At 39.2% G+C, this 14,942-nt stretch carries 11 protein-coding genes; 8 read left to right on the forward strand and 3 right to left on the reverse strand.

Going from position 1 to position 14,942, the window contains the following annotated elements; genetic code table 11:
- Nucleotides 1–55: 55 nt before the first annotated feature.
- From ACESMA_RS09295 to ACESMA_RS09310, 4 genes are all read left to right on the forward strand, one after another.
- Nucleotides 56–1,267 carry a RagB/SusD family nutrient uptake outer membrane protein gene (locus ACESMA_RS09295; RefSeq protein ID WP_372948524.1) on the forward strand — a complete coding sequence of 404 codons (1,212 nt, stop codon included), beginning with the start codon at nt 56–58 and terminating at the stop codon, nt 1,265–1,267.
- Nucleotides 1,268–1,358: 91 nt separating this feature from the next.
- Nucleotides 1,359–2,615 carry a ComEC/Rec2 family competence protein gene (locus tag ACESMA_RS09300; RefSeq protein ID WP_372948525.1) on the forward strand — a complete coding sequence of 419 codons (1,257 nt, stop codon included), beginning with the start codon at nt 1,359–1,361 and terminating at the stop codon, nt 2,613–2,615.
- Between the two features lie 302 nt (nt 2,616–2,917).
- Nucleotides 2,918–4,840 carry a sulfatase-like hydrolase/transferase gene (locus ACESMA_RS09305; RefSeq protein WP_372948526.1) on the forward strand — a complete coding sequence of 641 codons (1,923 nt, stop codon included), beginning with the start codon at nt 2,918–2,920 and terminating at the stop codon, nt 4,838–4,840.
- A gap of 64 nt (nt 4,841–4,904) precedes the next feature.
- A complete protein-coding gene (locus tag ACESMA_RS09310; RefSeq protein WP_372948527.1) occupies nt 4,905–6,932 on the forward strand; it encodes a glycoside hydrolase family 3 protein in 2,028 nt (675 codons plus the stop codon).
- Nucleotides 6,933–7,739: 807 nt separating this feature from the next.
- Here the strand turns inward: ACESMA_RS09310 and ACESMA_RS09315 are convergent.
- The 3 genes from ACESMA_RS09315 to ACESMA_RS09325 form a co-directional block, all read right to left on the reverse strand.
- A complete protein-coding gene (locus tag ACESMA_RS09315) occupies nt 7,740–8,117 on the reverse strand; it encodes an HU family DNA-binding protein (RefSeq protein WP_372948528.1) in 378 nt (125 codons plus the stop codon).
- 811 nt (nt 8,118–8,928) lie between these two features.
- Nucleotides 8,929–9,351: a PIN domain-containing protein gene (locus ACESMA_RS09320; protein ID WP_372948529.1), complete on the reverse strand. Its 423-nt coding sequence runs from the start codon at nt 9,349–9,351 to the stop codon at nt 8,929–8,931.
- Nucleotides 9,351–9,554 (reverse strand): hypothetical protein, encoded by a 204-nt coding sequence (locus ACESMA_RS09325; protein ID WP_372948530.1) that lies wholly within the window; start codon nt 9,552–9,554, stop codon nt 9,351–9,353. The genes ACESMA_RS09320 and ACESMA_RS09325 overlap by 1 nt, the downstream gene beginning before the upstream one ends.
- 427 nt (nt 9,555–9,981) lie before the next feature.
- Between ACESMA_RS09325 and ACESMA_RS09330 the strand changes: the two genes are divergently transcribed.
- The 4 genes from ACESMA_RS09330 (at nt 9,982) to ACESMA_RS09345 (ending at nt 14,923) form a co-directional block, all read left to right on the forward strand.
- Nucleotides 9,982–10,863 (forward strand): alpha/beta hydrolase, encoded by an 882-nt coding sequence (locus ACESMA_RS09330; RefSeq protein WP_372948531.1) that lies wholly within the window; start codon nt 9,982–9,984, stop codon nt 10,861–10,863.
- A 55-nt stretch (nt 10,864–10,918) separates the two neighbouring features.
- Nucleotides 10,919–12,148, forward strand: coding sequence for a glycoside hydrolase family 99-like domain-containing protein (locus ACESMA_RS09335; RefSeq protein WP_372948532.1), 1,230 nt, complete (start codon nt 10,919–10,921; stop codon nt 12,146–12,148).
- 19 nt (nt 12,149–12,167) lie between these two features.
- Nucleotides 12,168–13,397, forward strand: a complete 1,230-nt coding sequence (locus tag ACESMA_RS09340; protein WP_372948533.1) for a glycoside hydrolase family 99-like domain-containing protein — start codon at nt 12,168–12,170, stop codon at nt 13,395–13,397.
- A 62-nt stretch (nt 13,398–13,459) separates the two neighbouring features.
- Nucleotides 13,460–14,923: a sulfatase gene (locus ACESMA_RS09345; protein WP_372948534.1), complete on the forward strand. Its 1,464-nt coding sequence runs from the start codon at nt 13,460–13,462 to the stop codon at nt 14,921–14,923.
- Nucleotides 14,924–14,942 lie beyond the last annotated feature (19 nt).

The raw sequence follows: 14,942 nt of genomic DNA on the forward strand, positions 1-14,942 counted from the left end.
GAAAAGCGTGCAAACAATACAAAAAGCACAAAAACCGCCAATGTAAACCTAAAAGTTGTTACTTTTCAAACCAAATTTTTTACTTGCGGATTTGAGGGAATATAGAATTCCTACACATAACAGCCGAATTCTTACTGCTTGGGACAGGGCATACAAAGGAATTTCTATTTGTAACAATATTTTATATCAATTGGAAAATACTGAGATTGAAATAAATAGTACTGCATTAAATGAAATGAAAGGGCAAGCAATTTTAATTCGGTCATTAATTTACTTTAATTTGGTTCGTGCTTTTGGAGCTATTCCATATATTGATAAAAAAATTGCACCTTTAGATGCCTATGAATATCTTCGTGTCGAGCCTGCAACAATATATGAGAATGTTATTGAAGATTTGAATTATGCAAAAACAATTCTCCCTGAAAAATGGACAGGGAATAATATTGGCCGAGTCACAAAATTTGGTGCTTCAGCTATTCTATCAAAAGTACATCTTACTATTGGGGATAAAGGTAGTGCTAAGGTTGAATTAGAAAATATAATTAATAGTAATTTGTTTTCGTTAGATGCAAATCAAGATGGAAATAGTGATATAAACGATTTAGAATTTTTATTTGACGCTGATACAAAAAATTGCAAATCGTCAGTTTTAGAAGTCCAATATATGGCAGGTCCAAATGCCATAAATTCAGGACATCAAGCTTCATATTCACCATTCTACTATAGTTTTTCATTGCCAGGAGATACGAGGCTTGATTATCGAGGGAATGGTCATAATTCACCTTCTGATGATTTAATTGAAGAATTTGAAAATGGTGATCCAAGAAAAGATATGTTTTTAAGAACTGGTTATATTGATCAAGAATCGGGTGAATTTGTTTATTTTCCATTTACTATGAAATTTTATGATCTCAATTGGGATAATCCTGGACAAAATGTTGAAATTATTCGTTATGCAGACATCTTATTAATGTATTCAGAAGTAACTGATGATCCACTTTATTTAAACATGGTTAGAGCTCGAGCCGGGATGTCTCTCTATGGAACGGATGACTATCCTTCAGATAAATATCCCACTCTTGCCCTGGCAATTGAGCATGAAAGAAGGATTGAATTATGTCATGAGTTTCACAGACTTTTTGATCTAGTAAGAACAAATCGGGCACTAGAGAAAATTCCTTCTTTAAATACTAATAAATTATTATTTCCAATTCCACAGTATGCTATTGATGTAAATAATGAATTGACTCAAAATCCAGGCTACTAAATTTAAAGGGTGCTTATATATTTTATTGTATAGACACCCTTTAAAAAACCTTTTTACAATAAATTTTTATTTAAATTATAAATAAGTAATCATGAAAACCAAATTCTTTTTATTATTATTGATAAGTTTTGTTCTGCTTTGTTTCGGGGAAAATTTAGATGCACAAATTAGAATAGGAGAAAAATTACCTGTTTGGTCAGAGGGGAATTTAGATATACATCATATTAATACTGGTAAAGGGGATGCAACTTTTATTATTTTCCCTGATGGTACTACTATGTTAATCGATGCCGGTGAATCACATCGTCCCCCAAGTCCTAGAGAGGCTGTAGCTAAACCAAACAATAGTAGGACACCAGGTGAATGGATATCTAGATATATTTCAAACATCCTATACGAAACTAAAATGGAGTTAAAATTAGATTACATTCTTTTAACGCACTTTCATGGTGATCATATGGGAGGTGTGCATTCAGACAATAAACAATCTCAAAAGGGTAATTATGAATTATCTGGGATTACTGAAGTAGGCGAAAATATCCGTTTTAAAAAAATTATAGATCGTGATTATCCTTTTTATAATTGGCCTTCTCCAATGAATAATGCCACAATGCAGAATTATAAGAATTTTATTGAATGGCATATAATTAATAAAGAAATGCAGGCAGAAAAATTTAATGTTGGAAGGAATGATCAAATTATACTTGTAAATAATCCTAATAATTATCGAAACTTTGAAATTCGTAATATTGCAGCAAACGGATATGTATGGACTGGTGTAGGTGAGAATGTAAGAAATCACTTCCCGCCAATTGAATCAATAGATAAAGACGATTTTCCAGATGAAAATATGTTGTGTACAGCAATAAGGTTATCTTATGGACGATTTGACTATTTTACTGGAGGAGATTTACTGGGAATTCCAGCCCCAGGAGATCCTGTTTGGCATGATATTGAAACACCCATCGGATATGTTGTTGGTCCAGTGGAAGTTAATGTTACAAATCATCACGCACATTTCAATGCTCAAAATGAAAATTTTATTCGTTCTTTACGACCAAGAGTTCATATTATCCAGAGTTGGGTTGTAAATCATCCAGCACCGAGTACTTTAGGACGATTAGTTTCATCTAAATTATATCCTGGGCCTCGGGATATTTTTACAACCAATATGATGGAAGAAACAAAAATATTTATAGGAACAAGCATTGAAAAAATTATAGGTCAACAAGGGCATATTGTAATTCGTGTTGAACCCAAAGGAGAATTATTCAATATTTTTATGTTGGATGATTCTAATGAAGATTTTAAAATTAAATCTGTCCATGGACCTTATGTATGTGATTAATTTTCAGGAGGATTTACAAAATTAAAAATGCAGTTCATTACGAAAAAATTTTTATTAAAGTAATTCAAGATGATAAAAATTTAAAAACCTGGTCTGAAATACATTTTGCAGCCGTTAAATTGAAACAAGCTTTGCGGAATGATTTTAAAAAAATAGGAAGATCCGCGCGTTGTGGGTCCCGATAAAGAAGTTTTTGATTCCTACATTCGATACAGCCCGATGCGGGATTTTCCAAAACCTGATTAAATACTTCAATAAAAATAAATTTGAGTTGCCTCATTAATTAAGCTAAAACTATAGATATGATTAAAATTAAATCAATTACTAAAGAATCGACAATCATGCTCATTGCATTGTCAGTAACATGTTCCAACAGTTTTGGGCAAAAACAACAGGATGAATTACCAAATATTCTGTGGATTACAAGTGAGGACAATAGTGAATATTTTATTGAGTGTTATGGAAATTCTTTTGCCACAACGCCCAACATCGATAAGCTGGCCAGTGAGGGATTTATGTATACACATGCTTATGCGACTCATCCAGTATGTTCTCCAACACGAAATAGTATAATCACAGGTGTTTATGCCAATTCAAACGGGAACCATCCGATGAGAAGTGATTATGCTACATCAGACTTGGTTCATACTTATCCTGAATATTTGCGCCAGGCAGGATATTACTGTACGAATAATAGCAAAACCGATTATAATTCGGGCTCGATTGATGATAAAGGGATTTGGAATGAATGCAGCAATACGGCGCATTATAAAAATCGTCCGGATGGAAAACCATTCTTTGCTTTATTCAACCTAATGGAAAGTCATGAAAGTCAGGTTAACAGGAGGCAGGGAACTTCGGTCGGGAATCTAAAACATAACCCGGCCAAAGTGCCATTGCCACCATACCATCCGGATACAAAACAAATCCGTTACGACTGGGCAGTATATTATGACGCTGTTCAGCATATGGATAGTCTTTTAGGCGTCTTACTTTTAGAACTTGAAGAATGTGGACTTGCCGATAATACCATAGTTTTTTATTACAGTGATCATGGTGGTGTGCTGCCACGCAGCAAGCGCTTCTTGTATGAAACAGGAACACATGTTCCTTTCATTGTAAGAATCCCTGAAAAATACGATTATTTGTATCCTTCTGAAAAACCAGGAGATAAGATAGATCGTTTAATTTCTTTCATTGATCTTCCTCCTACATTGTTTAGTTTGGTAGATATTCCTGTCCCTGATTATATGCAAGGAAAACCCTTCCTGGGAAAACAAAAGGCAAAAGAAAACAGGTACGTATATTCAGCCCGGGGAAGAATGGATGAGCGTTATGATAATTCGATTGCAGTAGCAGACCACAAATATAGGTATATTCATAATTATATGCCATTTCGACCGGCAATGCAGTTTCTACGAACATTATATAGCATGCCGGCAACACAATCTTGGTATAATGAATATAAAGCAGGAAGAACAAATATCATTCAAAGTATATTTTTCGAGGAAAGACCCGTAGAAGAGCTTTATGATATTGAGAATGACCCCTGGAATGTCAATAATCTGGCAGGAGTTCCTGCCTATCAGGAAGTATTGAAACAGATGCGTCAGGCAGAAAAGGACTGGAAGAGAGAAATACACGATGTGTTGTTAATTCCAGAAGATGAATATACTTATTATTCAGGAAAAAATACGAAATATAAATCGATGTATGATTACATGCGTTCTGATGATTGCCCGTTTGATGAATTGTTGCAGGCAGCTGAACTTGCTACTTTGGGAGAGATTGGAGACATAAAAACCTATATTCAGTATTTGCAAAATGAGCATAGTGGAATACGTTATTGGGGAGTGACAGGGTTATTACTGTTGAAGGAGCATGCCAGACCAGCCATTCCTGCATTGAAAAAAGCAGCAAAAGACAGGTCTGGATCCGTAGCTGCGCTTGCTGCTGAAGCGTTGTATTGGCTTGGAGAAAAAGATGAAGCAATTGAAGCATACATCAATATTATAAATGACAAAGTCACTTATGATTATTCTGACAGGAATTGGGCATTAAATAGTATTGACATCATTAATGAATCAGATCATACAATCGCAAATCCTAATTTAAAAAAAGTAATTAAGAAATTGGTAGAATTCAGGAATGAAAATCCAATTTCAGGCTCCGTTGCTGGATACGAAATGCGCACTGCTCCATATATATTACAAAGTTGGGAATAGAGTAAACTGTACCTCTATATTATAAAAATCAACAATAAAAACAATTATAACATACGTTACGTTTATGAACAATTTTAACAGACTAATCATTGTATTGTTGCTTTTAAAGAGTTCTGCTTTAATAGCACAGGGAACCTATAGTTTACAGCCCGAAATCGATGCCAGGGCAACTAATATCCTTCATGTTGATGAATTGAAATTTAAAGATTTGAATAAAAACGGAAAATTAGATATTTACGAAGATTGGCGTCAACCGGTGGTCAACCGAATTGATAATTTAATAGCTCAATTGACTTTGGAGGAAAAAGTTGGTTTTCTGTTGATCAACACGCTTAACGCAGAAGCTTTTGGAAAAGTTTCTGAAAATGGCGTTCGTTACATCGAAAATGAAAAGATGTCCCGGTTTATTTTCAGAAATCCTGTCGTTGAGAGTCCTGAACGTTACGGTGAAGGTGGTTTTGGCGGAAGTCAGATATCTCCATATGAAGCTGCTCAATTTACAAATTCTGTTCAGGAAATTGCAGAAAATACTCGCCTTGGCATTCCAGTAGTTTTTAAATCGAATGCGAGAAATCATGTGGCATACGATCCCAGAGCAGGTATAAATGTAGAGTCCGGAGCTTTTTCCGCCTGGCCGAAAGAAGCTGGTCTCGCAGCAACACAGGATATAGAACTTATAGCTGAATTCGCAGATATTATGAGAAAGGAATGGACATCAATTGGCCTTAGATCAATGTACGGATATATGGCCGATTTAGCTACTGAACCAAGATGGTATCGTATTCATGAAACGTTTACTGAAGATAGTGAATGGGCTACCGAAATTATAGCTGCACTCGTTAAAAATTTGCAGGGAGAATCATTAAACTCAAAAAGTGTTGCCCTGACAATGAAACATTTCCCCGGGGGTGGCCCTCAAGAAGGCGGAGGCGATCCACACTTCGATTATGGGAAAAACCAGGTTTATCCGGCAGGCATGTTCGATAACCATGTCGCTCCGTTTAAAGCCGCGATTGAGGCTGGCGTATCATCAATAATGCCCTATTATGGAATTCCTATTGGGCAGCAGTACCTGCCAAATGATGTTGGGATGGCGTTTTCTAAAGGAATTGTTACCGATTTACTAAGAAATGAACTTGGATTTAAAGGATATGTAAATTCAGACACTGGGATTATTGGTGAAAGAGCTTGGGGATTGGAAGATAAAACCAAGGAAGAACAAATAGTTATTGCTGTTGAGGCAGGAACAGATGTGCTTTCTGGTTTTAGTGATAATAAAATGATAATAGACCTGGTAAAAACGGGAAAAATATCAGAAAGCAGGATCGAACAATCGGTCAGGAGGCTATTGACAGAACAATTTGAGTTAGGCTTGTTCGAAAATCCTTATGTAGATCCAGATCGTGCTGCTTATATTGTAGGAAATTCATCATTTCAAAGAAAAGCGAACGTCGCTCAACGAAAATCAATTGTGCTGTTGCAAAACAATATGAAGCTTCCCCTGACAATGCCGGAAGGTAACGATTCGCTTGTTTTATTTACAATGGGGGTGGATACTGAAATTTTTAATAACAGGTCTTGGGCAGGTATTAAGGTAATTACTGGCGACTACGATCGCATAAACGGTCAACGGCCAGCAATTGGAGATGACATTAATTATGCAATTATACGGATAAATGTATTAAATACTGGAGGCAGATTTGGTGGGGCTTTACCTGAAGAACTTGATTTTTTGGCTTTTTCCGATATGGTTGGTTCACAATCGTGGCACATTTCTCCATCGCTGGCGGATATAAAGAATATTATGAACATAGTTGGATCCGAAAACACAATTTTGTCCATTGACTTTCGTAATCCCTATGTTTTAGATCAGCAGAGTGGTTTTCTTGAGTCTGGTGCCATTCTGGCTACATTTGGTGTCAGAAGCGAAGCCGTAATGGATATTATTATGGGGAATTTCAAGCCAGTAGGAAAACTTCCGTTTGCTTTGCCAAAAAGCCGCGAAGCTGTTATAAATCAAGATTCTGATGCACCGGGTTATTCTAAAGAAGATACGTTGTTTCCTTTTGGCTTTGGATTGACGTATGACTAGTATGTTATTATCAAAAAGCTCCAAACTGGAAGACAGGAAGGAATCCAAAATAGGTTATAGTGATTTTCTGTATCACTTCTACCAATTTCGTCATGCCAGATGACCTGTTGGCTCCTAACTTCGTTTCATGCGAAAAAACAGAAATAGAGAAAAAGAGGAAACTTGCCCGGCATGGAGTTTTGACTGTAAGCAGTCGGTGAACCCCGTATTGTTTCATTAAAGTTATAAACTCTGCGTATCCCTTCTACCAACCCCGTCTTGTTAGATGACTACAGGGCATCTAACTTCGCGCCATGCGAAAGAATCAGAAATATAGTAAAGAGGGAATGTACTTGGCCATAGAATTGTGTCAGGAAAGCGGATTATCTCAGGGTAAGTTTTATTCCCGTGAAACCACGCGTGGTTTTTGCTCAATACAAATCAGCCGGTAATTTTCTTAAAACCGGCATCTTTCAACACCAACTAAATCTGGTTTTCATTTTATTTCGGATTGAAAAGTATTCAAGGCACATGGCGAAACCAATGTATACATTTGAATATTGCAATGTAGGCACATCACAAAGCCGATGAAGGCATATTACACTTTCAATGTGTACTTATTATGAAATGAATTTATTTACATTTAAAAGTGGCTGATTAATAAGTATTTGGATACATTGGATCCGTTGGTGAAAATTTATTTTTACGGGTTCCGGTTGTTAAACATTGTAATTTTACCGGGATTGTTGTAACTTCAACCGTCGAAAAAAATAAAGGTCCCGGAATGTGCGGGTACACAAACCAGGACCTCATGCAGAGCTTGAGAAATTAATTTGCGATAGTGACGTCAATCATCCGCAGTTTTTTCTTAAGCTCTTTTGTTGGGCGGTAAACGATTTTCACTCCTTTTACCATCGAAGGGGATAGTTCATCCTCAGTTTCTACCCCGTCACTTTTTACATTTACGCAAAAAGTTCCGAGGTCGCCCAAAGCAATAGAACTACCTTCGATAAGCTTTTCGGGAATGATATCCATTAAAGCGACCAACACTCCGTGCACATCGGCACGTCTTAAAGAGCAGCGATTAGCCACCGAAATGGCCAAATCATTGAGATCAGTCTGCACATCATGCACTGCTGATGCATAGAACCGTGGTGCCGCTTCGGGCTCCATCGGATTTTTTTTGTTAATTGCCTTAACTTTCATCGGCAAAAAATTTAAAGTTATGGCGCTCACTATGATACGCCTAACCAAAAATATAAGTAAAATTTAAAATTTCTTTCATTTTGTTCATAACGTTTTTGAAAAGTTGTTAACAAGTAAATGTTATTGATTTAATTTACAGAATTTTAACCTGTTATTTTCTTGCGATTATTTACAGAAAAATAATTGTTGATAAACTATTCTAATTTTTTTTTGTATGTAGCTTGGTTAAAATCTCGACTACAATATTTATGCAATACACTCATTTTTGTTTATAACTTTTTTCTGTACACACTGGAAACTTTCTCAGGGAGCGCGGTGAATTAATTAAGGTGAATAGGGTATTGACCGAATGGGGTAACCCGTTTTACTGAGGTTTGGGGAAGTTAGGATAAGGTTTTTATTTGTTAGAAACGGGAGCGGAAAATCAGGTTTTATCTGGTTTGACTACCCCGTCCGCCAGCTGGCGGACACCCCCATCTGATAAATCATGCCGGCGGGCCTCCTTTTTACAACTAACCATTCCATAGCTGCATCCGTTAAAGGAGGGGAAATTTCGTGCCGGGATTTTTTAAATTCAAAATTCTTACAGGATTAAACAGCACGCCGGCCAACCTGTTTCCTCCCATTAAAAACCTTATTTCCCGTCTTCCACCTTCGTAGCACTTCGACCACCCTTGAACCCCAACCTTATTAATCTTCTCCACTGGCCTTTGGATTGAATAAGGTGAATAAGGTTTTGAGGTGGGTGGGACAGGTTTTTTGATAGGTTTTTATAATTTGTTCAGATGCGGATTTTTTAAATTTTAATTTGTTAAAGTAGTTGCTTTGTATCAATCATAAGATCAAAACCTTTCTTTTTTAGCCCCTCCATTAATTTTTTATCACCTGTCCAAAGTTTAAATCCTGTTTGAATCGAAAGCGCAATAAACAAGAGGTCTTTTTTGTCAATATCTTTAACCAAATCGTATGCTTGCTTTTGGTATTTGAACTCGATTAAATCATTGTCGATAAAATCAATTCGTTTAATAAACCTAAAAATTAATTCGTCAATTTGATTGTCATTCAGTTTTGTTATCCCTTTTATTTTTCCCAACTTACTTAAAACTTCATCAAGTAAAAAATCGGGACAAATCAAAGTACTGTCTTTTAAGTCTCTTAAAATTAGTTTGGATATTGTGCCGTCTGGTGTAATTAGTCCGGAAATAAAAATATTTGAATCAAGAACTAAATTCATTATTCAAATTTGTGCTTGTTTATATCCCACCAGCTTTGATTAATTTCTTCTGCAAGTTTATTTGCATCCTCCTGCGTTGCCTTGCTTAAAGCACTAATTTCTCTAAATTTTACATAATCAATAAAACTTTGGATTTCAGTGATATCCAGTGCATTCTTTGAGAAGGTCAGTTTTATTTCATTATTTACACTTTCTACTCTCATTTTTCTGTTTATTTGATACAAACTTAAAAAAAACAATTGAATGGAATTTCACCAGATGTCTGGTTTTTCCATTCCTGTTTTTTACATTATACCATCATACTAATAAATTTGTTGGCGTTATTTGACTTTTTTATATTCAAAATTATGAAAATAAGGGGATTACAGGGTTGTATTTTTGTCTTAATCCCAATGATGATAAATTTGTTTCTGATCTTCAAAAACCTTATTTCCCCTCTTCAACCTTCGCAACACTTTGACCCCCTCTTGAACCCCAATCCTTAATCCTTCATGCAGGAGATGAAAGATTTATTGAGCGAATTAAGGTTCCCGTACAAAAACAAATCGGTTTTTGATTAAATTTGTGGGAAACCTGAAATAATAACAAGAAAACTATTGCGATAAAAAGGAATCCGTTAACCATTCAGTTATGAAGAATAAAATTGTTTTGCTGCTGTTTTTTATGGGTGTTTGTTCCCCTTTTTTAGTGAAAAGTCAGGGTTACGAGGTAATAAAAAGCAGTGCGGTTTACAAGAATATTGATGACGCCAGGCTTTCAATGGACATATATCAGCCACAGTCTCCCGAAGGAATAAAATTGCCTGCCATTGTTTTCTTTTTTGGTGGAGGCTGGGTGGGTGGCACGCCCGACCATTTTAAACTGCAGGCGGAATATTTTGCCTCGCGCGGAATGGTGGCCGTTTGCCCCGATTACCGTACCCAAAACAGGCATGGTACCACGCCATTTGAAAGTGTAAAAGATGCCCGTTCTGCCATGCGTTTCCTGAAAAAGAACGGCCACAAATTCGGCATCGATACCTCCCGGATTGTGGCTTCCGGCGGATCGGCCGGGGGGCACCTGGCTGCCTGCACTGCCCTCATCGATGATGTAAATGAATCCACCGACGATTTATTCTTTTCACCTGTTCCCTATGCCCTGGTTTTGTTCAATCCGGTAGTCGATACGGGGAAATTGGGTTATGGTTATGAAAAAGTGAAAGGCCGCGAATTTGAAATCTCACCGGTTCATCATATTACCAAAGGTGTGCCTCCAACGCTAATCATGCACGGAAAAGATGATAAAACAGTGCCTTACGAAAATGTAGTTCGGTTCAGTCATGCCATGAAACAGCAGGAAAACAGGTGTATTTTAAAAGGATATAAAAAACAGGAGCATGGTTTTTTCAATTATTCCAGAAATCCGGAATATTTTAAAAAGACCTTGCGCGAAACCGAATCATTTTTAGATGAAATGAATTTGCTGAAGGGAAAAAGCTGGGTGAACCAGTTTATACAGGCTATTCCGGAGTAAACCCTTTTAGGCTGATTTTTAAAAGAATATGAATCCATTTAAATAATTTAAACCGATGAAACGATTTAACATCTCACAAAAATTAATCCTCCTGATCAATTTTGTTCTGGCTTTTACCCTCATCTCGTGCAACTCGTCTGAGAAGGCCAACTCACCTGAGCCTGTCAAAGACGAATATTATGTTGCCGCCTACGTCTGGCCGTCGTGCCACCACGATGAGCGGTTTGGCGACATGCTGTGGCCTGAAGGAACCGGCGAGTGGGAAGTGATTAAAAAAGGTGATCGTCGCTTCGAAGGGCATTACCAGCCGCGGCTGCCGTTATGGGGCTATGAGTTGGACAACGATCCGCAGGTGATGGAACGTTGGATTGATGTGGCCACCGACCACGGCGTGAATATTTTTGTGTTCGACTGGTACTGGTTCGATGGCGGTCCGTTTCTGGAAAGTGCCATAAACGATGGGTTTCTGAAAGCTGAAAACTGTGATAAAATGCAATTTTACCTCATGTGGGCCAATCACGATGTACGCCGGAATTACTGGAATGTGCATAAATTTACCGACGACACGTCCATTATGTGGGACGGCGCCGTGGATTGGGACAACTTTAAAATTATCGTGGACAGGGTAATCACCCAATATTTCAACCAACCCAATTATTTCAAAATCGATGGTAAACCGGTATTTTCCATATTCAGCATTGAAAATTTGCTGGAAGGATTTGGCGGAAGTGTGGAAGAAGCACGGAAAGCACTGGATTATTTCAGGGAAGAGGTGAAAAATGCCGGTTTCCCGGGATTGCATATTCAGTGGAACCAGGGAGGAGGCTCGATTATGTCGCAGACCGCTGCTGCGCGGTTTAAAGAACGGGTTGACGGAATGGGATTCAACAGTGTGGCGCTGTACAATATGGGAGGAATGAACGAAGACTACCTGGTTTACGGCGATAACTCCGTGAAAATTCGTACACAAATGGACTCCATTCTGGATGTGCCGCTGTTTCCGTGTGTTTCCATCGGCTGGGACGACACACCGCGGTTTCCCGCAAAAGGGATTCACGATGTGGTGCACTACCACAATACGCCCGAAAGTTTCGCCGCTTTGCTGTCGAAAGCCAAAAAATATGCCGACAGTCATCCCGAACAACCTAAGCTGATTACCATTAATGCCTGGAATGAGTGGGTGGAAGGCAGTTATCTCCTGCCCGATATGCTTAATGGATTTGGCTACCTCGAATCGGTCAAAAAAGTGATAAAAGAGGATTATGATCCGTATTTCAAAAAATAACAGTTTTAAAAGGTTACCCATGAAGTTTAAACAAATTAATGTTTGGGTTTTTGTCCTCTCATTTGGATTTTTATCACTGCCTGAAACCGCCGGAGGTCAGAATGCAGATGTATCCACGAAAAAGACTCAATCCTATGATGTGTCCGCATTTGTATGGCCGTCCTATCACCCGGATGACCGGGCAAAAATATTCTGGCCCGATGGAATTGGGGAATGGCAAACGGTAAAATCCAACAAACCAAAGTTTGAAGGGCACGAACAACCCCGTTATCCTTTGTGGGGTTACATCAATGAGGCAGATCCTTATGTGGCGGAAATGGAAATTAATGCAGCCGCCGACCACGGAGTGAATGTATTCATTTTCGACTGGTACTGGTACGACGGAATGCCTTTCCTTGAAGGGCATTTGAACGACGGATACCTGAAAGCCCGGAATAACGACCGCGTAAAATTTTACCTGATGTGGGCCAATCACGATGTTCCCATGTTGTGGGACAAACGAAACGCCGGAAAACCAAATGATGCCCTGATTTGGAAAGCAGGCGTTGACAGAGAGGAGTTTGAGGTAATATGCCGGAGAGTGATTGAAAAATATTTTCCCCATCCTTCTTATTATACAGTGGATGGGAAACCCAGTTTTATGATTTATGAACTAGGTACCTTAATCAATGGGCTTGGTGGAATTGAAGAAACGAAAGAAGCGTTACAATGGTTCCGCAAAGTGGTGAAGAATGCGGGTTTCAAAGGTCTCGATCTTCAGGTCACGCTGCGAAAAGGAGGAGTTAACATAACAGGTGTTGACGGTGAAGTTTTAGGCAATCATACTGAACTTATTAAAGAACTGGAATTCGATGGAGTAAGTCATTATCAGTTTGTGCATTTCACAAATATCGACAGGGACTACAACGCAATTATGAAGGATGTGGAAAAAGAATGGGAATCTTTGGATGAAACATTTGATATCCCCTATTATCCGCATGTTTCGGTGGGCTGGGACAATAATCCGCGGTTTGAGATGTTCCGGCCGGGTGTGGTAAAAAACAATACACCTGAAAATTTTGAAAAAGCGCTGGTGAAAGCACGGAATTATGTGGATAAACATCCCGGACAGGTTCCTTTGATTACCGTAAACAGTTGGAATGAATGGACGGAAACGAGTTACCTTCAGCCCTGCACCATGTACGGCTACGGCTACCTCGAGGCAGTGAAAAGGGCGATAAAAGAACATTCCGGTTCCAATACAGAATGAAAAAAACTTCAGCGTTTTCAACGATGCCGAAAAATTGAATGCCACTTTAAAATAATATAAAAATGAAACTTTTACCTGTTTTCCTAGCGGTCATTTTTCTGGCAAGCGGATGCAAACAAACCAGTGATTCTTCTGAACCTCAGGCCCGGCCCAACATCGTTTTTATTTTGGCCGATGATTTGGGCTGGTCCGATCTGCCAGCCTACGGTAATACGTTTAACGAAGCACCACATATTGATAAGCTGGCTGCCGAAGGTGTCAGGTTTACCAATGCTTATGCGGCCTGTCCGGTTTGTTCGCCTACACGAGCAAGCATTCAGTCGGGGCAGTACCCGGCCCGGGTGGGAGTCACCGATTTTATCACCGGCCACTGGCGCCCATACGAAGAGGTGATTGTGCCTAAAAACCGCACCCAATATCTGCCGGAGGAAATTGTGACCATTGGAGAGGCACTGAAAAATGCCGGATACGCAACCGGCTATTTCGGGAAATGGCACCTGGGCGGCAACCGCGAACACCACCCGCTTAATCAGGGTTACGACGAGGCCAACGTGGGGCAAGGGTATTACCATGTAAGTTTTAATCCGCCCCGGGAAACGAATTCACCGAAACGGCTTTCGGAATTGCTCACCGATTTTGGCGAAAGTTTTATTGAAAACAATAAAGATAACCCGTTTTTTCTTTTTGTCGCCCATTACGATGTGCATGTGCAACTGGACGCTGACCAGGAGTTAATTGACAAGTACCTGAACAAGGAACGAAAAGACAGTTACCCGGGGAATGCAGTTTATGCCGCAATGATTGAGCATCTGGACCTTAGTGTGGGACGCCTTGTAGCCAAACTGGAAGAAACCGGACTGGAGGAGAATACCATCGTTATTTTTTATTCGGATAACGGCGGGTTAATCGGGCGTTTCGACAAAATTCCGCTGCTTGCCCAAGACAAGTTGAGTGTTTATGAAAACAATCCGCTGCAATACATTGCTTCTTCCAACGCGCCGCTTCGGGCTGAAAAGGGAACGGTTTACGAGGGCGGAATCCGCGAGCCGCTGATTGTAAAGTGGCCGGCTAAAATTAAAAAGGGAAGGATTAGCGAGGCTTTGGTGACGAGTGTTGATTTTTATCCCACGTTGCTTGAAATTGCCGAAGCTGAAACACCGCAGGAGCAGATTCTGGACGGCAAATCACTGCTCCCTGAATTGCTTGAAAACAAATTTGACCCGGAACGCGCCATTTTCTGGCACTACCCGGTATATCATCACGATGTGCCGGCAGGGGCAGTGCGCATGGGCGACTGGAAACTCATTGAAAATCAGGTTTCGGGAAAGGTAAGTTTGTTCAACCTACGCGCAGATATCAGCGAAGCTATGGATTTATCTGAACTTTACCCAGATAAAACTGCTGAACTGAAAGCGCTCCTGCAAAACTGGCAAAAAGAGGTTAACGCAGAATTTCCGGTTCCAAATCCCGAATTTGACGCAACCCGAAGATACGAATGGGGAGTGCACCCCGACAGAAGGCAGTAAATAAGTTGAATCTTAATTT

It is taken from the genome of Mariniphaga sp., from assembly GCF_041687215.1.
Taxonomy (GTDB): domain Bacteria; phylum Bacteroidota; class Bacteroidia; order Bacteroidales; family Prolixibacteraceae; genus Mariniphaga.